The organism is Methyloversatilis sp. NSM2, assembly GCF_038066675.1.
In the GTDB taxonomy this organism is placed as follows: Bacteria; Pseudomonadota; Gammaproteobacteria; order Burkholderiales; family Rhodocyclaceae; genus Methyloversatilis; species Methyloversatilis discipulorum_A.
In genome coordinates, this window is record NZ_JBBUKV010000001.1 from 1,428,454 (window position 1) to 1,446,361 (window position 17,908).

Here is a 17,908-nt window from a genome sequence, read left to right on the forward strand (position 1 = left end):
CAGCGCCTTGATGTTTCGCAATGCAGCAAAGGACTCAGCCGGCGATCGCGAGTGCCGCCTGCAGCAGCAGAAGCAGCGCGTGCGGAAAGGCCACCGTCGGCTTCAGCGCACTCGTCGCGTATTCCATCAACAACCCGACCGCGCCCGGCCGCGTCGCCTGCCACTCGGTGTGCAACTGGCAGGCCGCGTACTCCGACGCCCCGTCGGCGATCAGCGTTTCCACCTTCAGCAATCGCTGACCCAAGCGCCCCTGCACCGTACGCAGCATCGCCTCGATCACCCACACGATCACGGTCAGCGGTGCCGCCAGTTCAAAAGGAAAACCGAACAATGCGGCGCCTGCCGTCAACGCCACCGCGGCAATCTTGATCCCGACCGCGCAACGCTCATGGCGCTCGTGGTCGTGCTGCAGCGTGGACCATTCGATGTGGAGGGGTGAGGGGTAGGAGGTATTCATGAGCGCGATGGCGATGCGGGGAAGGTTCGGGAAGGAGAGGAATCTACCCGGTAGCGCGGTTGAATGCCGGGGCTTGCGTCGGGCTTGCGTGACGGAACCGGCTACGCGCTATAGTTGCGCACGCGGATGGCATTCTTCCGGTGATCTGGATGCCATGTGCCATCGGGGTATTTTGGTAATGCGCTAGATCAGTGGAGGAAGAAATGGCAAGAGGAAAACCAGTAGTCCTCGAAACAATTAGCTTCGACACTCAAAGCAAGGCTCGTGTTTTTTTCCAAGAGATATTAAATCGCTACATTCCTGGCGAAACTGTTTCACCCGAGGACTCCACTCATCTCGCGGAACTATTTAAGAGACATCCGAACTATCCGACAAAAATTGGCCCTGGTGTCAATTATTTCGAAGTCATGCCGGAGAAGTTCGGCTCTCAGTGCTTTTGTGCGGTTCTGAAGGACGGAACAAAGGAGGGTTTCTCTTACCAGAAATGCGTGACGCAAAAAGGCGACTGACCTTTTGATTAGATGACATCTATGGACTTCGAAATTCTCATAAATGACGACTACCTAGCTCTTGTTCAGGAGACAGAACTCACTCCCATCGAGAACAAAACCGTTCTGAGCTTAGCCAACGATTTTGAGGATGAGAAGTGGCGACGAAGAAAATTCAACAGTTTCGTCTGGGACAACATCGCTTTGACGGCACTGACGGACCAAGAGCGAGAAAAATTAGCAGGCAAGAGTGACTCAACGTTACGGGAGGCAGCGATGAAATTGCGGCTGACCGACAAAGAGAACGACAAGGGGAAGGGAAGTGAGCTAGCAGAAATCGTGCTCTATGGAATCATGCAGCACCACTACAAGGCTTTACCCGTGGTCCCAAAGATTTTCACTAAGCAAAATGTGCAAGATAACGCAAAAGGGGCAGATAGCGTTCATATCGTCCTCGAAGGAGAGGACGCATTTTCGCTTTGGTTCGGAGAGGCAAAGTTTTTTAACAGTATCGAGAACGCTAGGCTAGGTGACATCGTCGAGTCTGTCGGGAAGTCACTGCAGACTGAGAAGCTGAAGAAAGAAAACAGCATCATCACCAACATGGCAGAGGTAGATCGACTCGTCAAAAACAAGGATCTGGCTACCAAGATAAAGCTCGCATTGTCACCCGACAACTCGATGGATAGTATCAAGCCAATCCTCCATGTTCCCATCCTACTCTTGCATCAGTGCTCAATAACAGCAGGAGCCAAGGAGATGAACAACGAATATAGAACGAGAATCCGAGAGTATCACATTGACCGCGCGAGCGCCTACTTCAAGAAGCAAATTGAAGCGCTCTCGGATAAGGTATCCAAGTATTCCTCTATCAAGTTTCACATCATTCTTTTTCCCGTTCCAGACAGGCAAGAACTAGTTGATCAGTTCACGAATGCCGTAGCATTTTACAAGGGATAACTGGTGACAGACATCTTCGAGGAATGCTCCGCCATTAATGACCTACTTCAAGCGAACGAGAAAATTGAAGCAAGAAATCGTCTTATTTTCCTGCTTGACGTCATTGGAAAAACGGAACAAGCCTACAACACGTTATTGAACCACCTTATCCGAGAGTCAGGGTTGTATCCCTATCTCGACCCCGAGACATCGAGTTGGCAAGACAGGTTCGTCTATGAATCTTTCAAAGTGGACATCGGGCAGAATGAGCCTGTGACGCTACACAGTGAGCAATCGTTAGTTCTAAAACACCTTCTTGATGGCGACAACCTTGCTCTCAGTGCCCCCACGAGCTTCGGAAAAAGCTTGATCATCGACGCCTACATCGCAATCAAAAGGCCTAAAAACGTCCTGATTCTAGTTCCCACAATAGCGTTGACCGATGAAACCAGACGTAGGTTGAGCAAGAAATTTTCTGCCGAGTACAAAATTGTAACCACATCGGAAGTCGCACTCGGAGAGAATAACATCCTCATTTTTCCGCAGGAAAGGGCGATTCACTACTATGACAAGTTCGAACAATTGGACTTGCTGGTCGTTGACGAGTTTTACAAGGCAAGCAGCGCGTTCGACAAGGAGCGGTCACCGGCCCTCCTGAAAGCTATGCTCAAGCTGGGCGAGAAGGCAGCACAGAAGTACTACTTAGCACCTAACATCGCCGACTTGAACGACAACCCATTCACGAAGGGTATGACGTTCCTGCGTATGGATTTCAATACGGTGTTCCTTGAGAAGCATGAGGAGTACAAGGACATCAATAAAGACGTGCAGAAGAAAAACGATGCGCTTATCAGAATCTTGGGCAAGCACAAAACAAAGTCTCTGATTTACGCAGGCTCATACGCCGGCGTTGATAGCGTAACGACATTGCTGATAGACAACACGAACAAGGAGGATAGCCAGCTGCTATCCGATTTTTCCGCCTGGCTTGCGACGAACTATCACCCAAATTGGAAACTGACTAATTTGGTCAAGCGTGGGGTCGGCATCCATACGGGACAACTTCATCGATCATTGAGTCAGATACAGGTTCGACTCTTCGAAGAGGAGAAGGACGGGCTACAAACGCTGGTATCAACCTCATCAATCATAGAAGGGGTAAATACGTCGGCCGAGAACGTCATCGTTTGGAGCAACAAAAAGGCCCATCTGAAACTTGACGATTTCACATATCGCAACATTATCGGGAGAGGTGGAAGAATGTTCAGGCACTTCGTCGGTAAGATTTATATCTTAGAAGAGCCTCCCTCTCCTTCAGACACGCAGCTTGAATTGACATTCCCAGACGAGTTGTTGGCAGACGTCGATGATGAAAAATACAAGCAACAACTCAGTGACAAGCAGTTGGCAAAGCTACTGCAATACAAGGAGGAAATGACGCAGATAATAGGCCAGGAGTCGTTTGAACGATTGCGGAACGAAGGCGCATTAATTTCAAGCGACACGGAGTTTATTAGAACGATAGCTCTTGCGATTAAGAATGACCAAAAATTTGTAAGGGCACTTGCAAACCTTCATGCGCCATCAAGCGAATATTGCGCCTGGACGCTTTCTCAAAAAATCCTGAAATTGGTCCCGGGCGGATGGGATGTAGGTTACGCAAAATTTGCTGAATTCGTAAGAGTATTATCGAGCAATTGGAGCCTTTCCGTTCCTGAACTGCTAGATCAGCTATCAGCACATGACATTACAATAGATGAATTCTTCAAATTAGAGCGCAATGCAACCTTCAAACTGACCGCATTGCTGAACGACATCAATGTCATCCAGAAAGAAATTGCACCTGACCAGAAGATGGACATCTCGTCTTACATTGCGAAGCTATCAAGAGCTTTCTTGCCATCTTGTACAATGGCGCTCGAAGAGTACGGATTGCCACGCATGCTGGCAAAGAAAATCCACGCATCGGGGCTTATAAATTTTGAAGACGAAGATCTGGACCTCCACACGGCTATCGACCGGCTGCACACTCTAAGGCTCGAAATACTTGAAAAAGTGGAAGGCCTTATTGCTTTTGACAGATATGTCCTAGACTACTTCTACGATGGCATCACCCTGCAACAGTCGAGGGCGGTTGGGAAACAATAGGGGACGCACCACGAATAACATCTTAGTTTTCAAAATCGCGGTCTTTCCTCTATTTTTTCACACCGGGTTAAAATATTTATACTGGCTGTGACTCCATGATTTCAAAGTACAAGAAATACTGCATTCTTTCGGCAGCCACTGGCTTTGCCGCGATCATCTCTCTTGGCATTTATACGATCCCAGATCCATCCAGAAAGGAAGATGCCGTCTGGATGTGCCTGTTTACGCTTCAATTTACATCTTTCTTGGCAGCAAGCATATTCTTATTGAAAGCCAAGAACAGGTCTCTTTGGTGGGTCCTGCTATTGCCTGCGCTAAACATATTTGGCCTTCTCGTCTTTCTTTCCCTCAAAGACGAAGCATCAGCCCAACACAACAAGCAAAATTCTGTTGTGGGGGATTAAGATAAACAATGTAATAAATAGGGTCAGACCTGATTTATTTTCCGGCGCCGCAACCGGCAGCCCGAGCGCGCTTCAGCCTTTCGGGACGAACCCTGGCGACGTAACCCCAGCCCCGGCATCGTTCGCGACAGCCGAGCCCCCTCAATGCCAGCCCGGCGGCATGTTCGCTGGCAGCGCCGACGGAGCGTCCTTGCCGGACCGAACCCTCCTCTCTGTGTCGTCAAGACGCCCACAAGAAGCGTAGTTCTTTCGCACTCCGCCGGTCGACTATAATCATCCCGATAGAAACATTAATAAAATATAAGCAACCCTATCGGGACACTTAATATGGAATCCCCAGTGCCTCTGCCAGTCGAGCGGGCGATCCGGAAGCTTGGCGGCGACATTTCCCTTGCCCGCCGTCGGCGGCACATTTCGCAGGCATCGCTCGCCGAGCGCATGGGCGCGTCCCTGTCCACCGTGCGGCGCATGGAGAAAGGCGACCTGCGGGTTCCCATTCACTTCTTCGCCCGCGCGCTTCACGTCTTCGGCGAAATACAGTCGCTGGAAAACCTGCTGGACACGACAAAGGACGACATCGGTCTGACCCTGATGGACGAGAACCTGCCCAAGCGCGTGCGCAGCAAGGCAGGAACGTCGGGAGCGCTCTGATGACGGCAACCCCGTCGGCTCGCCGGCAGATCCAGGTATGCATCGGCAAAGCCGGTCTGCCTGTTGGCTCGCTCGTCCATGTGCGGCAGGGTCGGCGCGAGCACTGCACCTTTGCTTATGACCCACATTGGCTGGATACCCCAGCGCGCTTCAATGTATCGGCCGACCTGCAACTGCTGCCGGGCTACCAGCCGCACAAGGCGCGCTCGCCGCACGACTCCGTATTTCATGGCGCCATCGCCGATACCGCGCCCGACGCCTGGGGGCGGCGCGTCATCGCCCGCGCCCATGCCAAGCGCCGCAAGACCGATCCGCAACTGCCGGCCCTCACCGAACTGGATTACCTGCTGGCGGTGGATGACTTCAGCCGCGTCGGCGCGCTGCGCCTGCGCGATGCGGAGGGAGACTGGCACCAGACGACGCCCGAAGGACGGCGCAGCACCCCGCCCTTGATCGAACTGCAGCGCATCTACCAGGCCAGCCGCGCCGTCGAGCGCGGACAGGAGACGGCCGAGGACTTGCGCTACCTGCAGGGCAAGGGCACCTCGCTCGGCGGCATGCGCCCCAAGTGCACCCTGGTGGACGAAGACGGCCGGCTCGCCATCGGCAAGTTTCCCAGTGTGGGCGATACGCGCAGCGTCACCCGCGGCGAGGTGCTGGCGCTGAAGCTCGCAGCGCGCGCGGGCATCGACACCGCGCCCGCGCGCATCGTTCTGCTGGGCGACGAGGGAAACGAAGTGCCTGTCGCCGTGATCGGCCGCTTCGATCGCGATGGCGCCGACGGCCGCATTCCCTACCAGTCGGCGGCATCGCTGCTGCAGGCGTCGCGCGAGGAGGATCGCAGCTACACCGAGATCGCCGACGCCCTCCGCGCCCACGGCCACGCGCCCACGCAGGACATGCAGCAGCTCTGGCGCCGCATGGCGTTCAATCTGCTGATCACCAACGTGGACGACCACCTGCAGAACCACGGCTTTCTGCACGTGGCCCACGGCCAATGGCGTCTCGCGCCCGCCTTCGACATCAACCCGTTTCCGGACAAGGACCGGGAATCGAAGACCTGGCTGTCGGAGCAGGACGGGCCGATCACCGACGTGCAGATGCTGCTGGCCCGCTCCTCATACTTCGCGTTGAACAGGGAACAGGCCTTGTCGGTGTTGCAAGAGGTCTACGCGGCGGTCTGTCGGTGGAGGCAGGTCGCGCTGAGCCCCGAGGTCGGACTGCAGGAACACGAGCTGGACGATTTCGCGCCGGCCTTCGAGCACGGCCAGATGGAGGCGAGCGCCGAGCTGCTCGGCCGGTAGACATCGGCGCCAGTCGCATGCCAGCGAGCAAACGGCTGTCAGCTATCCCGTTGCGAGGGCGATTGGCCCCGAGCAACGAGCGAAAGCTTCTTCGTACGGCCTTCCGGCACGGACGCGCTCATTACGCCCTCCGGCGGGCAAGGCGTAGTGCCCCGTCGAACGGCCTTGACAAAGAAATGGCATCACCCGCGATACCAACTGAACACGAACATCGCGCTCGATACGAACCGCCTGCTGACAGCGCTGGCGTCTTCGCGCGACACTTCGCCTACCTCTGGCGCCCGGCCCTTTAAGACCCTGACGACGATTTTGTTCTCGAACTTGCAGTCAAAGCCGGCGCCGACATCGTTACCTGGAACGAGGGTGATTTCAAACGCGCCGCCCAGTTCGGCGTCAAAGCCGTCATCCAAAGGAAATTTCTCGTGCAACTGGAGAAGACACCATGAGCACGATCAGCGTCCGCCCCCCCGACTCCCTGCACCGGATGGCCAAGAGCATTGCCGCCGAAGATCACGTTTCGATGAATCAGTTCATCGCCTCCGCAGTCGCCGAGAAGGTTGTTGCCTTGACGACGGAAAGCTATCTCAAGGAACGCGCCGAGCGGGCTTCGGCGGAAAAATTCCAGGCAGCGATGACCGCGGTGCCGGCGATTCCTCCGGAAGAGTTCGATCGCTGAACGCCAGAGTCGCCGAACGAAGACTGGGCGCGCCGGTTCTCAGACCGCCGTTGACGGCAAGTTCTTTCCGGCTCACCTGCATCGACGAAGCCTTCAACGCGGAATGCCGCCAAAACCCAGCCGATTCAGCACGCCCCTGCGCAGTGGCAACCGCGACGCACGACGCGTGGTCCGACTGTTAACGCAGCGATGCCGCACGACCCCTATTCTCTTGTCAAACTGCGACACGCGGCCCGACCTCGCATCGATGATGCGGGGTGCGTCCGGCCTCTTCGGATTACCTCGTTGCGCCTCGGCGCAGGCACCGTTACACCATGAGCGAACACGCCCGTCCGGCGTCGACCGGGCCTGCCAACAAGGCAACTGACACCTGCGGACACTGCGCCTGCAGCGCTTCAGCCACCGCAATCGATCCTCAACCCGCCGCGGCCGACGGCGACATCCGCCTGCACATTCCACGGATGGACTGCGCAGTCGAGGAACAGGAAATCCGCGCCCTGCTGGCGGACATCGAAGGCATCCGCCGCCTCGACTTCCGGCTGGCGGAGCGCACGCTCACGGTCGATGCGAGCGAGGAGACGGTCGGTCGCGTGGCGAGCAGGCTGCGTGATGCAGGCTTTCCCAATGAGCGACTGGACGCGACTCCGGACGCAGCGCCGACGCTCGCCGACAGCCTGCGCAAACCGCTGATGGCGCTCGCGTGTGCGCTCGCGGCGGAACTGGTTCACCTGCTGCTGCCGGACACGCGGGTGTTCAGCCTGCTCGGCATGGGGCTGGCGGCATTGGCCATCGCGCTTGCCGGGCTGGGCACCTATCGCAACGGGCTGAGAGCCTTGCGTGCCGGCAAGCTGAACATGAATGCGCTGATGGGCATTGCGGTGACCGGCGCATTCCTGATCGGACAGTGGCCGGAAGCGGCCATGGTGATGGCGCTGTATGCGCTGGCCGAACTGATCGAAGCGCGCTCAGTGGACCGCGCGCGCGACGCGGTGCGCACACTGCTCGACCTCGCGCCGGTGCAGGCAGCGGTCGAGCAGCCGGACGGCAGCTGGCTGGACACACCGGTGGCCGCGGTGCCGCCGGGCGCCCGGGTGAGGGTGCGCCCCGGATCGCGTATTCCCGTGGACGGCGTGGTCGAAGCCGGGCAAAGCGCGGTGAACCAGTCGCCGGTCACCGGCGAAAGCCTGCCGGTCGACAAGACGGCGGGTGACACCGTGTTTGCGGGCACCATCAATGAGACCGGCCTGCTGGATATCCGCGTCACGCGCGCGGCGCGCGACACCACGCTGGCCCGCATCATTCATGCCGTGGAACAGGCGCAGGCCACGAAGGCGCCGACCCAGCGCTTCGTCGACCGCTTTGCGGCGGTCTACACGCCGCTGGTATTCGCCGGCGCACTCGCTGTGGCGCTGCTCGCACCCCTCGTGCTCGGCATGGCCTGGATGGAGGCGATCTATACCGCGTTGGTGCTGCTGGTGATCGCCTGCCCGTGCGCGCTGGTGCTTTCGACGCCGGTCACCATCGTCAGCGGTCTGGCGTCCGCGGCGCGCAAGGGCGTGCTCATCAAGGGCGGCAGCCACCTCGAAGCCGCCGCCGGGCTGCGTGCCGTGGCCCTGGACAAGACCGGTACGCTGACCGAAGGTCGCCCGCAGCTGGTGACTCACGAAATCATGCCGGGCGCGAGTGCCGACGACGCGCTGCGCCGGGCCGCCCTGTTGGCCGGGCATTCCGATCACCCGGTGTCGCAGGCCATCGCTGCCGGCCTACCGGCGACCGCAACCGCAGCAGCGGACGCCGCGGCCGAACGCTACACCGCCCTGCCCGGCCGCGGCGTTGCGGCCACCATCGACGGACGCGAATGGGTGCTGGGCAATCACCGCCTGATCGAAGAACGCGGGCTGTGCAGCCCGGCGCTCGAACAACGCCTGCGCGTGCACGAGGCACAAGGCCGCACGCTGACCCTGCTGGCCGATACGGAACGCGTGCATGCGCTGTTCGCGGTCGCCGACCGCATGCGTGCGCGCAGCGCCGAAGCGGTCGCCGCGCTGAAGTCGGAGGGTGTCGTTCCCGTCGTGCTCAGTGGCGACAACGCCGACACCGTGCGCAGCATCGCCGCTGAAGCCGGCATCGAGGACGCCCGCGGCGATCTGCTACCGGAAGACAAGCTCGCCGCCATCGACGCGCTGCGCAGCCGCTACGGCGCGTGCGCGATGGCGGGCGACGGCATCAACGACGCACCGGCGCTGGCGCGCGCCGATATCGGCATCGCCATGGGCGGCGCCGGCACCGACACGGCGATGGAAGCGGCAGACATCGTCATCATGAACGACGACCTGCTGCGCATTCCCGACGTGATCCGGCTGTCGCGCCGCACGCGCGCGGTGCTGTGGCAGAACATCGCGCTGGCCATCGGCATCAAGGCGGTGTTCATGGTGCTCGCACTGCGCGGCGACGCATCGATGTGGATGGCCGTGTTCGCCGACATGGGAGCCAGCCTCATCGTGGTGGCCAACGGTCTGCGGCTGAGCCGGTACTGAGGGGCTACCGGTCAACGCGGCGTGCGCACCAGCGCACCGCGCCGACCGTGCATCATGAATCCGACGCCGCGCACCGTCACGATCACGCCGGCAGGCAGCTTGCGCCGCAGGTTGTGGATATGCACGTGCAGCGCGTTGCTCACAACGTCCTCGCTCCAGCCATAGACGTGATCGTGCAGGGACCGGGCCGATACAGGACGTCCCGCGTGGGTGATCAGGTATTTCAGTATCTGGAACTCCCGTCGCTTCAGTGGAATGCGGCGATCACCGACGAGGGCGCAACACGCCGCCAGATCGACGGCCACCACATCGGTCGCCAGCAGACTGTCGGTACTACCGATGCGGCGGCGGTCAAATGCGCGCAGCCGTGCCAGCAGTTCGTCGATGTCGGGCGGCACGGTCATCGCATCGTCGGCGCCAGCATCCAGCGCTTCGCCGAGGCCAGCGCGTTCGTCCAGCAAGGCAACCACCGGCACACCTTGCAGCCGTGACTTGAGCGCGGCGAGCAGCGTGCATACGGCCTGCCCGTCGAACGACGGTCCGACCAGCAGGCCGCCCCATTCGTACTCGGTCAGCGCAAGATTGAGTTCGGACCGCGTAAGAACCCTGTCCGCGCAGTACCAGTGCCGATCCAGTTCTTCGCTCAAACTGCGGCGCAGTGCGTCGTCGTCGGTTGCGAGCAACAGTCTCATGACCGCCCTCCTTCCCGGCAGGGCGCAAATGCGTCCAGCGAAGCGCGGTAGGCCGCGGTGCGCACGTCGAGCACACCGAGCACCGAATGGAAAAGGTTGTCGTGACTGAACGGCGCGCGGGCCCGCGCGTCGAGGCAGGCGGCCTTCAACCCGCTCAGCGACATGAAGGCCGGCGACGCCCAGAAGATCATCGGAATCTGGTACTGCACCGCTGGCGCGACGGCGCGCGGCGCACCGTGAAGATAGATTCCTTTTTCGCCGAGCGACTCACCGTGATCGCTGACGTAGAGCATGGCCGCCGCACCGACGCCGGTCGCCTGCTGCAGCGCGCCGATAATCTCCGACAGCACGTGGTCGGTGTAGAGAATCGTGTTGTCGTACGTGTTGTGCAGTGATTCGAGCGTGCAGTCGTCCAGGTTGACCGTGCGGCAAACCGGCGTGAAGCGCTCGAATTCAGGCGGATAGCGCCGCCAGTAGGCCGGTCCGTGGCTGCCCTTCTGGTGCAGCACGACCACCGTGTCTCGCCGCAACGTTCCCAGATGACGGCGCAGACTGCCGACCAGCACTTCGTCATGGCATTCGCCGTCGCGACAATGTCGGGGATGATCGCTCGCAGAGGGTTGTTCCGAGCGCACGCGGGCGCACAGTCCCTTGCACCCTGAGTTGTTGTCCACCCACAGCACGTCCAGTCCGGCGCGCGCCAGCACATCGAGCAGGTTCTCCCGCCCACGCATCGCCGTCTCGCTGAAGCCGTCCCGTCCGAGATCGGAAAACATGCAGGGCAAGGACACGGCGGTCGACGTACCGCACGCGGTCACCCTATCGAAATAGAACACGTCGGCGGCCTGCAGGCGGGGATTGGTCACGCGCTCGTGCGCACCGAGCGAGAAGTCTTCCGCACGCGCGGTTTCGCCGACGACGAGCACGAAAACAACAGGGTCGCGCGCCTCGACGGCAGCCGTCCGCTGCGCGTCCCGCCCCACCGGAACGACTTCCGCCGCTGCGCGATGCGGCTGCGCATAACGCCAAGTCGAGTACAGCGCGTTCAGCGGATTGAACCGGTAGCGCAGCGCCCTGTCGTTGCGGATCTCCGATGCGAAGCCGGCGCTGAACAGCGCCAGCAGCGCCGAAGCCGCAAGCCCATTCGCGAACACAAAGGCCGCGCGCTGTGCAAAGGCTCCGCGAGCGGCCGATGGTCGCAGACGTGCGCGGATCACCCACATCGCCGGCAGTACTCCGGCGAACAGCAGCCATGCAAGCAGGCCGGCATCCAGCAGTTCCGACGACTCGACTACGTCGGTCTCGAACACGTTCTGCACCATGCTGCGATCGATTGCGATGCCATAGCGGTCGCCGAAGCCGCTGCATGCGGCTGCCAGCAGTAGCAAGGCGACCAGCACCGGCTTCAGCAGCCTGCCGACCGCCAGCACGCCGCCCAGCATGTTCAGCAGCATCAGCAGCACCAGCGCCGCGGCCGCCATGAACAGTAGTTCGTCCGGACGTGTCATGTCGCGCCCGTCCATGAGTCGGGCCCAGAAGGCCCGGTTGCAGACCAGCAGCATCCATAGCGATGCCGCGGTGATGACCGAAAGGCGCGACCAGCCCTCCGTTCTTGCGGAAATCAGTTTCATCGAAAGGCTCCCGGGCGGTTGGATCGTTTCCATCTACGGTCCCCGCCGCGCAGCTTTATGGCGCAGCGGGGCATATGCAGTCGTGGCGCGATCAACCGGAAGACGGCGCGGCAGCGTCCTTTCGCAGCGTCCGGCCGCCATACAGCAGCGGCAGCACCAGCAGCGTGAGCGCGGTCGAGGACAGGATGCCGCCGATCACCACGGTGGCCAGCGGGCGCTGCACTTCGGCGCCAGTGCCGGTGGCGATGGCCATCGGCACGAAGCCGAGCGAGGCGACCAGCGCGGTCATCAGCACCGGGCGCAGGCGCTGCAGCGCGCCTTCGCGTATCGCCTCCATCAGCGGCCGGCCTTCGTCGATCAGGCCGCGTATGCAGGCGATCATGACCAGACCGTTCAGCACGGCCACGCCGGACAGCGCGATGAAGCCCACCGCAGCCGAGATGGACAGCGGAATTTCGCGCAGCCACAGGGCCAGCACGCCACCCGTCAGCGCGAACGGAATGCCGGTGAAGACCACCAGGCCATCGCGCGCGTTGCCGAACATCATGAACAGCAGCAGGAACACCAGCCCGAGCGCCACTGGCACGACGACGCGCAGGCGGTCGGACGCCGACTGCAGGTTCTCGAACTGGCCGCCCCAGGTGATCCAGTAGCCGGGCGGCAGCTCCAGCTCCGCGGCGATGCGCTGCTGTGCTTCGGCGACGAAGGAGCCGAGGTCGCGGTCGCGCACGTTGGCGGTCACCACGATGCGGCGCTTGCCGTTCTCGCGACTCACCTGGTTGGGGCCGGGCTGCAGGTCCAGCGACGCCAGTTCGGACAGCGGCACGAAACGCGCGCCTGTCGCGCCCGTAGATGGCAGCGCGATCGGCAGACGCGCGACGGCCTCGAGGTCGGTGCGCACCGCGTCGGCGAAGCGCACCACGATGTCGAAACGGCGGTCGCCCTCGAACACCGTGCCGGCGCCGCGCCCGCCCATCGCGATGGCGACGGCGTCCTGGATGTCGCCGATATTGACGCCGTAACGCGCCGCACGCGCGCGGTCTATGCGCACGGTCAGCACCGGCAGGCCGGTGGTCTGCTCGACTTTCGCCGCGGCCGCACCGGGCACCGACTGCAGGAGGGCGAGGATACGTCCGGCGCTGCGCTCCAGTTCGTCCATGTCGTCGCCGAACACCTTCACCGCCACGTCGCTGCGCACGCCGGAAATGAGTTCGTTGAAACGCAGCTGGATCGGTTGCGAGAACTCGAAGGCCTGTCCGGGCAGCGATTCCACCGTTTCGCGCACCGCGGCGATCAGTTCGTCGCGGCTGCGCCGCGGCTGCGGCCACTCGTCGATCGGCTTCAGCATCACGTAGGCGTCGGAAATGTTCGGCGGCATCGGATCGGACGCCACCTCGGCCGTGCCGGTGCGCGCAAACACGCGTTCGATTTCGGGGAAGCGTGCTTTCAGCACCGTCTCGATCTGCTGCTGCATGGCGACCGACTGGCTCAGGCTGGTGCCGGGGATGCGCAACGCCTGCATAGCGAAGTCACCCTCGTTCAGGCTGGGCACGAATTCGCTGCCCAGACGCGAAGCCAGCACGCCTGCACCGGCCACGGCGAGCACGGCGGCCAGCAGCACGGCCGCGCGATGATCGAAAGTCCAGGCGAGCAGACGGGCGTAGCCGCGCCGCGCCCCGTTCATCAGGCGGCTGTCGCGTTCGGTCACCGAGCGGCCCATGAACAGCGCGACGGCGGCCGGCACGAAGGTGATCGACAGCAGCATCGCGCCGAACAGCGCGATCACCACGGTGAAAGCCATCGGGTGGAACATCCGCCCCTCGACGCCGGACAGCGCGAACAGCGGCAGATACACGACCATGATGATGAGCTGGCCGAACAGCAGCGGACGGCGCGTCTCGCGCGCCGCCGCGAACACTTCGTCCAGCCGCTCGCGCAGTTCGAGCGCACGACCGGCGACGCTCTGCCGGTGCGCCAGCCGGCGCACACAGTTCTCGACGATCACCACCGCGCCATCGACGATGATGCCGAAATCGAGCGCGCCCAGGCTCATCAGATTGGCGCTCACCTTCTGTTGCACCATGCCGGTGAAGGTGAACAGCATCGACAGCGGAATGACTAGCGCCGTGATTAGCGCGGCGCGGATGTTGCCGAGAAAGACGAAGAGCACGACGATCACCAGCACCGCGCCTTCGAGCAGGTTCTTCTTCACGGTGGCGATGGCCTTGTCGACCAGCGTGGTGCGGTCATAGACGGTGATCGCACGCACCCCGGGCGGCAGGCTGCGATTGATGTCCTCCATCCGCTTCGCCACCGCCTGCGCGACGCTGCGGCTGTTTTCGCCGATCAGCATGAACACAGTGCCGAGCACGACTTCGCGCCCGTTGTCGGTGGCCGCACCGGTACGCAGTTCGCGGCCGAACTTCACATCGGCCACGTCGCGGATGCGCACCGGCACGCCGTCGACGCTGGTCAGCACGATGTCGCCCAGTTCGTCCAGCGAACCGATCTGGCCGGGCGCGCGGACGAGGTACTGTTCGCCATTGCGCTCGATGTAGCCGGCGCCGACATTGGCGTTGTTGCGCTCCAGCGCGTCGATCACCGCGTCGAGCGTGAGCCCGTGCGCTCGCAGGCGGTCGGGGTCCGGCGCCACCTGGTACTCGCGCGCGTAGCCACCGATGGTGTTGATTTCGGTCACGCCGGGCACGGTGCGCAGTTGCGGCTTGATGATCCAGTCCTGGATTTCGCGCAGATCCATCGCCGTCCACTCGCTGCCATCGGGCTTGCGCGCGCCGTGCTCGGCCTCCACCGTCCACAGGAAGATTTCGCCCAGCCCGGTGGAGATCGGCCCCATCTGCGGCGCGATACCGGCGGGCAGTCGGTCGCGCGCGTCCTGCAGCCGCTCGAGCACGCGCTGACGCGCGAAATAGATGTCGGTGCCATCGTTGAACACCACCGTCACCTGCGACAGGCCGTAGCGCGACAGCGAGCGGGTCTGATCGAGCCCGGGCAGACCCGCCATCACGGTCTCGATCGGCCAACTCACGCGCTGTTCGACCTCCAATGGCGAATAGCCCGCCGCCTGCGTGTTGATCTGCACCTGCACATTGGTGATGTCCGGCACCGCATCGATGGACAGGCGCTGGAAGCTGAACGCGCCGAGCACTGCCATGGTGAGCACGGCCAGCAGCACCAGCACGCGCTGTTCGATGCTGAAGCGGATGAGGCGCTCAAACATGATGGCCACCTCCGTCGCGAGTGGGGCCGGAAGGGCACTTCAGGCGAGGATCAGTGCACATGCTCGGCCGCCTCCTTGCCCAGTTCCGCCTTCAGCACGAAGCTGTTGCGCACCGCCACCTGTTCGCCCGCCGCGACGCCCTCGAGTATCTCGACCTGTTCGCCGTCGCGCCGGCCAAGCCGGACCGGTCGCAGCACGAATCCGTCCGCGCTGCGGACGAACACTGCGTCGCGACCGTCCACGGTCTGTACCGCCGCCAGCCCGACCGCCAGCGGCACCTCGATGCGGTCGACGTCGAGCGACACGGTGACGAACAACCCCGGGCGCCAGGCCAGATCCGGATTGCGCAGCACCACGCGCGCCAGTGCCAACCGCGTCTGCTCGCCGAGCAGCGCGCCGACGTGCAGCACGGTGCCGCGAACCGTCAGGCCGGACGCGGTGGAGCGCACCGTGACCGTGCTGCCGGCGCGCACGCGGTCGAGATCGCGCGCGGGCACGCTGATTTCGGCCCATACAGAACCGAGGTCGGACACGGTGAATACCTGACTGTCCTCGCGCACCGCCTCGCCGATCGACAGGTGTTTCTCGATCACCACGCCGTCGAAGGGGGCGCGCAGCGCGTAGCGGTTCAGCGCGTCGGTGCCCGACGGCTCGGCGCCCAGCGCGGCGAGCTTCTCGCGTGCGCTCGCGACCACGATCTCGGCCTCGCGCATCGCCTGCTTCGCCTGCAGGAAATCAAGTTCGGGCGACACCTTCTGTTCCCACAGCAGCTTTTCGCGCTGGTGCGTGATGCGCGCCAGATCGAGCCGCTTCTGCGCCGACAGCAGTTCGCTGCGCTGTTCGGCGAGCACGGTACTGGCGAGCACCGCCAGCACCTGGCCCTTGCGCACCGGCGTACCGAGATCGGCGCTCACCTGTTCGACCACGCCGGCGACGCGTGGCACGACGTGGGCAGTGCGGTCGCCGTTGAGGCGGATTTCGCCCGGCAGTTCGAGCGCGCGGTGCAGCACGGCCGGGGCCGCGGCCGCGGTTTCGATGCCGGCGCGGGCGATCTGCGCGGCGTCGAGGCGCACCCCTCCCGGCTGCTCGCCGGCGTGGTCGGCGGTCGCGGCGCGCCGTGCGCCGTCTGTCGCGCCGTGCGCATGACCTGTGTGGTCACCGGACGCGACGTCGTCGTGAAGGGCATCGCGCCACAGCATGACGGCCAGCGCGAGCAGCGCGCTGGCGAGTGCCGCGACGGCAACCGACGTGAGCGGGCGGCGGCGGATCAGCGAAGTGATGGAAGCAGTCATGGTCATTGTCCGTTCGCGCCATCGCCGACCACGCTGCGCAGGTCGGCGATGGCGTCGTGCATGTCAGTGAGCGCCCGCACGTACTGGGTGCGGGCCTGGAAAAGCGTGCGCTGGGCGTCGAGCACTTCGAGAAAGGTGAACTTGCCCAGTTCGAAGCCGGTGGTGGCCGCGCGGAATGCGCTGTCGGCGCCGGGCAGGATGTCCCGCTCCAGCGCCTGCACCAGTTCGCGCGCGGTCGATGCGCGCTCGTGCGCACGGGCCAGGCGTGCCGACAGCTCCATGCGCAGCGCGGACAATTCGTCCTGCGACTGATCGGCCCGACGCAGCGCTTCAAGCAGAGCGCCCTGATTGCGGTCGTTCATGGCGAGCGGAATCGACACGCCGAACACCATCTGGTCGACACCCAGCTCCTCGTTACGGCGGACACCGGCGCTAATCGTCACGTCCTGCACCCCGCGACTGCGCTCGAGTTCGACCACCGCGCGGCGGCGCGTCGTTTCGGCGCGGGCACGCTCGACCAGCGGCGCGGTGTCGAGGGCGCCAAACAACGCTTCCAGCGACGGCAGGCCGATGTCGCCGCCGAGCGCGCCATCGGCACGATCGAAGCGCGGCTGCGGATTGCCCCACAGCGCCGACAGCCGGGTGCGGGCGACGCGCAGTGCGCCGGCCGCGGCACCCAGTTCGGCGCGGGTGCTTGCCTCGGCCAGACGGGCGCGCGTTTCCTCGACCGGCGACACCTTGCCGGCCTTCACCCGCTTGGCGGCAACCGCGCTGACCTGTTCCGCCAGTTCGAGCGATCCGCGCGCGATGCGCAGGTTTTCCTGCGCACCCAGCACGCCGTGAAAGGCGGCTTCGACCTCGGCGCGCAACGCGCGCTGGCGCGCCGCGAAATCGCGCACGGCCACGCCCTGCCCGGCTTCGGCCACGGCCATGCGCGCCTCCCGCTTGCCACCACGCTCGATGCGCTGCGACAGCGCCAGCGTGGTGTTGCGGTTGCGGTCGCGCAGGTCCTCGACCTGCAGACCCAGCTCGGGATTGGGTCGCAGGCTGCCCTGCAGGCGCGCGCCGTCGAACGCGCGCACCTCGCGTGCGGCCGCGGCAAGAGCGGCATTGGCCGCCAGCGCGTAATCGACCGCCTGCGCCAGCGTGAGCGGCGCGGCGGTCTCGATGAAGGCGGCTGTCGCACCGCCGGACAGGGTGTCCGGCGCGATGGCCGGTGCCCCTTCAAGGCGCAGTCCGGCCGACGACACCGCAGCGCCGTCGGCGGACGGATGCTGCGCGCCGGCCGACGCCGCCCACAGGCAGGCGAGCGCCCACGCAAAAAATCGCTTGAACATGAATACATCCCGGTTTGATCGGATCGTGGCCGGCGACCGACGAGGTCACCGGCGCCCGGGCCTGTCCGGACGATTCACGCACGCACGGCGCAAACGGCGTGACCTTGCGGTCGA

Annotated in this window: 15 protein-coding genes; 8 read left to right on the plus strand and 7 right to left on the minus strand. The window is 63.0% G+C overall.

Annotated elements, in window-relative coordinates:
* Window positions 1-34: 34 nt before the first annotated feature.
* A complete protein-coding gene (locus tag WJU27_RS06510; RefSeq protein ID WP_341421502.1) occupies window positions 35-457 on the minus strand; it encodes a hypothetical protein in 423 nt (140 codons plus the stop codon).
* Window positions 458-660: 203 nt separating this feature from the next.
* Here WJU27_RS06510 and WJU27_RS06515 point away from each other — a divergent pair, with 203 nt between their 5' ends.
* The 6 genes from WJU27_RS06515 (at window position 661) to WJU27_RS06540 (ending at window position 6,391) form a co-directional block, all read left to right on the plus strand.
* Window positions 661-966, plus strand: coding sequence for a DCL family protein (locus tag WJU27_RS06515; protein WP_341421503.1), 306 nt, complete (start codon window positions 661-663; stop codon window positions 964-966).
* A 21-nt stretch (window positions 967-987) separates the two neighbouring features.
* Window positions 988-1,905: a HamA C-terminal domain-containing protein gene (locus WJU27_RS06520; protein ID WP_341421504.1), complete on the plus strand. Its 918-nt coding sequence runs from the start codon at window positions 988-990 to the stop codon at window positions 1,903-1,905.
* A gap of 3 nt (window positions 1,906-1,908) precedes the next feature.
* Window positions 1,909-4,032, plus strand: coding sequence for a DEAD/DEAH box helicase (locus WJU27_RS06525; RefSeq protein ID WP_341421505.1), 2,124 nt, complete (start codon window positions 1,909-1,911; stop codon window positions 4,030-4,032).
* Window positions 4,033-4,127: 95 nt separating this feature from the next.
* Window positions 4,128-4,436, plus strand: a complete 309-nt coding sequence (locus WJU27_RS06530) for a hypothetical protein (protein ID WP_341421506.1) — start codon at window positions 4,128-4,130, stop codon at window positions 4,434-4,436.
* A 327-nt stretch (window positions 4,437-4,763) separates the two neighbouring features.
* Window positions 4,764-5,087 carry a helix-turn-helix domain-containing protein gene (locus tag WJU27_RS06535; RefSeq protein ID WP_341421507.1) on the plus strand — a complete coding sequence of 108 codons (324 nt, stop codon included), beginning with the start codon at window positions 4,764-4,766 and terminating at the stop codon, window positions 5,085-5,087.
* Window positions 5,087-6,391, plus strand: coding sequence for a type II toxin-antitoxin system HipA family toxin (locus WJU27_RS06540; protein ID WP_341421508.1), 1,305 nt, complete (start codon window positions 5,087-5,089; stop codon window positions 6,389-6,391). Before WJU27_RS06535 ends, WJU27_RS06540 begins: the two co-directional genes overlap by 1 nt.
* Before the next feature lie 182 nt (window positions 6,392-6,573).
* Here WJU27_RS06540 and WJU27_RS06545 read toward each other — a convergent pair whose 3' ends face one another.
* Window positions 6,574-6,801 (minus strand): hypothetical protein, encoded by a 228-nt coding sequence (locus tag WJU27_RS06545; protein WP_341421509.1) that lies wholly within the window; start codon window positions 6,799-6,801, stop codon window positions 6,574-6,576.
* Between the two features lie 32 nt (window positions 6,802-6,833).
* Here WJU27_RS06545 and WJU27_RS06550 point away from each other — a divergent pair, with 32 nt between their 5' ends.
* Window positions 6,834-7,067, plus strand: a complete 234-nt coding sequence (locus WJU27_RS06550) for a toxin-antitoxin system HicB family antitoxin (protein WP_341421510.1) — start codon at window positions 6,834-6,836, stop codon at window positions 7,065-7,067.
* A 314-nt stretch (window positions 7,068-7,381) separates the two neighbouring features.
* Entirely contained in the window at window positions 7,382-9,604 is a 2,223-nt protein-coding gene (locus tag WJU27_RS06555; protein ID WP_341421511.1) for a heavy metal translocating P-type ATPase, read from the plus strand.
* An 11-nt stretch (window positions 9,605-9,615) separates the two neighbouring features.
* On the opposite strand, the gene WJU27_RS06560 is transcribed toward WJU27_RS06555, so the two are convergent.
* From WJU27_RS06560 to WJU27_RS06580, 5 genes are all read right to left on the minus strand, one after another.
* Window positions 9,616-10,296 (minus strand): response regulator transcription factor, encoded by a 681-nt coding sequence (locus tag WJU27_RS06560; protein WP_341421512.1) that lies wholly within the window; start codon window positions 10,294-10,296, stop codon window positions 9,616-9,618.
* Entirely contained in the window at window positions 10,293-11,927 is a 1,635-nt protein-coding gene (locus tag WJU27_RS06565) for a phosphoethanolamine transferase (protein ID WP_341421513.1), read from the minus strand. Before WJU27_RS06565 ends, WJU27_RS06560 begins: the two co-directional genes overlap by 4 nt.
* Window positions 11,928-12,018: 91 nt before the next feature.
* Complete coding sequence (locus WJU27_RS06570; protein WP_341421514.1) at window positions 12,019-15,165, minus strand: efflux RND transporter permease subunit; 3,147 nt, start codon at window positions 15,163-15,165, stop codon at window positions 12,019-12,021.
* Between the two features lie 50 nt (window positions 15,166-15,215).
* Window positions 15,216-16,457, minus strand: a complete 1,242-nt coding sequence (locus tag WJU27_RS06575; RefSeq protein ID WP_341421515.1) for an efflux RND transporter periplasmic adaptor subunit — start codon at window positions 16,455-16,457, stop codon at window positions 15,216-15,218.
* Window positions 16,458-16,459: 2 nt separating this feature from the next.
* Window positions 16,460-17,794, minus strand: coding sequence for a TolC family protein (locus tag WJU27_RS06580; RefSeq protein ID WP_341421516.1), 1,335 nt, complete (start codon window positions 17,792-17,794; stop codon window positions 16,460-16,462).
* Window positions 17,795-17,908: the final 114 nt, after the last annotated feature.

What these genes read in the sequence shown, in the direction of transcription:
- WJU27_RS06510 (WP_341421502.1), bottom strand. Translation starts at nt 457, where the DNA reads ATGAATACCTCCTACCCCTCACCCCTCCACATCGAATGGTCCACGCTG.
- WJU27_RS06515 (WP_341421503.1), top strand. Translation starts at nt 661, where the DNA reads ATGGCAAGAGGAAAACCAGTAGTCCTCGAAACAATTAGCTTCGACACT.
- WJU27_RS06520 (WP_341421504.1), top strand. Translation starts at nt 988, where the DNA reads ATGGACTTCGAAATTCTCATAAATGACGACTACCTAGCTCTTGTTCAG.
- WJU27_RS06530 (WP_341421506.1), top strand. Translation starts at nt 4,128, where the DNA reads ATGATTTCAAAGTACAAGAAATACTGCATTCTTTCGGCAGCCACTGGC.
- WJU27_RS06535 (WP_341421507.1), top strand. Translation starts at nt 4,764, where the DNA reads ATGGAATCCCCAGTGCCTCTGCCAGTCGAGCGGGCGATCCGGAAGCTT.
- WJU27_RS06540 (WP_341421508.1), top strand. Translation starts at nt 5,087, where the DNA reads ATGACGGCAACCCCGTCGGCTCGCCGGCAGATCCAGGTATGCATCGGC.
- WJU27_RS06550 (WP_341421510.1), top strand. Translation starts at nt 6,834, where the DNA reads ATGAGCACGATCAGCGTCCGCCCCCCCGACTCCCTGCACCGGATGGCC.
- WJU27_RS06555 (WP_341421511.1), top strand. Translation starts at nt 7,382, where the DNA reads ATGAGCGAACACGCCCGTCCGGCGTCGACCGGGCCTGCCAACAAGGCA.
- WJU27_RS06560 (WP_341421512.1), bottom strand. Translation starts at nt 10,296, where the DNA reads ATGAGACTGTTGCTCGCAACCGACGACGACGCACTGCGCCGCAGTTTG.
- WJU27_RS06565 (WP_341421513.1), bottom strand. Translation starts at nt 11,927, where the DNA reads ATGAAACTGATTTCCGCAAGAACGGAGGGCTGGTCGCGCCTTTCGGTC.
- WJU27_RS06570 (WP_341421514.1), bottom strand. Translation starts at nt 15,165, where the DNA reads ATGTTTGAGCGCCTCATCCGCTTCAGCATCGAACAGCGCGTGCTGGTG.
- WJU27_RS06575 (WP_341421515.1), bottom strand. Translation starts at nt 16,457, where the DNA reads ATGACTGCTTCCATCACTTCGCTGATCCGCCGCCGCCCGCTCACGTCG.
- WJU27_RS06580 (WP_341421516.1), bottom strand. Translation starts at nt 17,794, where the DNA reads ATGTTCAAGCGATTTTTTGCGTGGGCGCTCGCCTGCCTGTGGGCGGCG.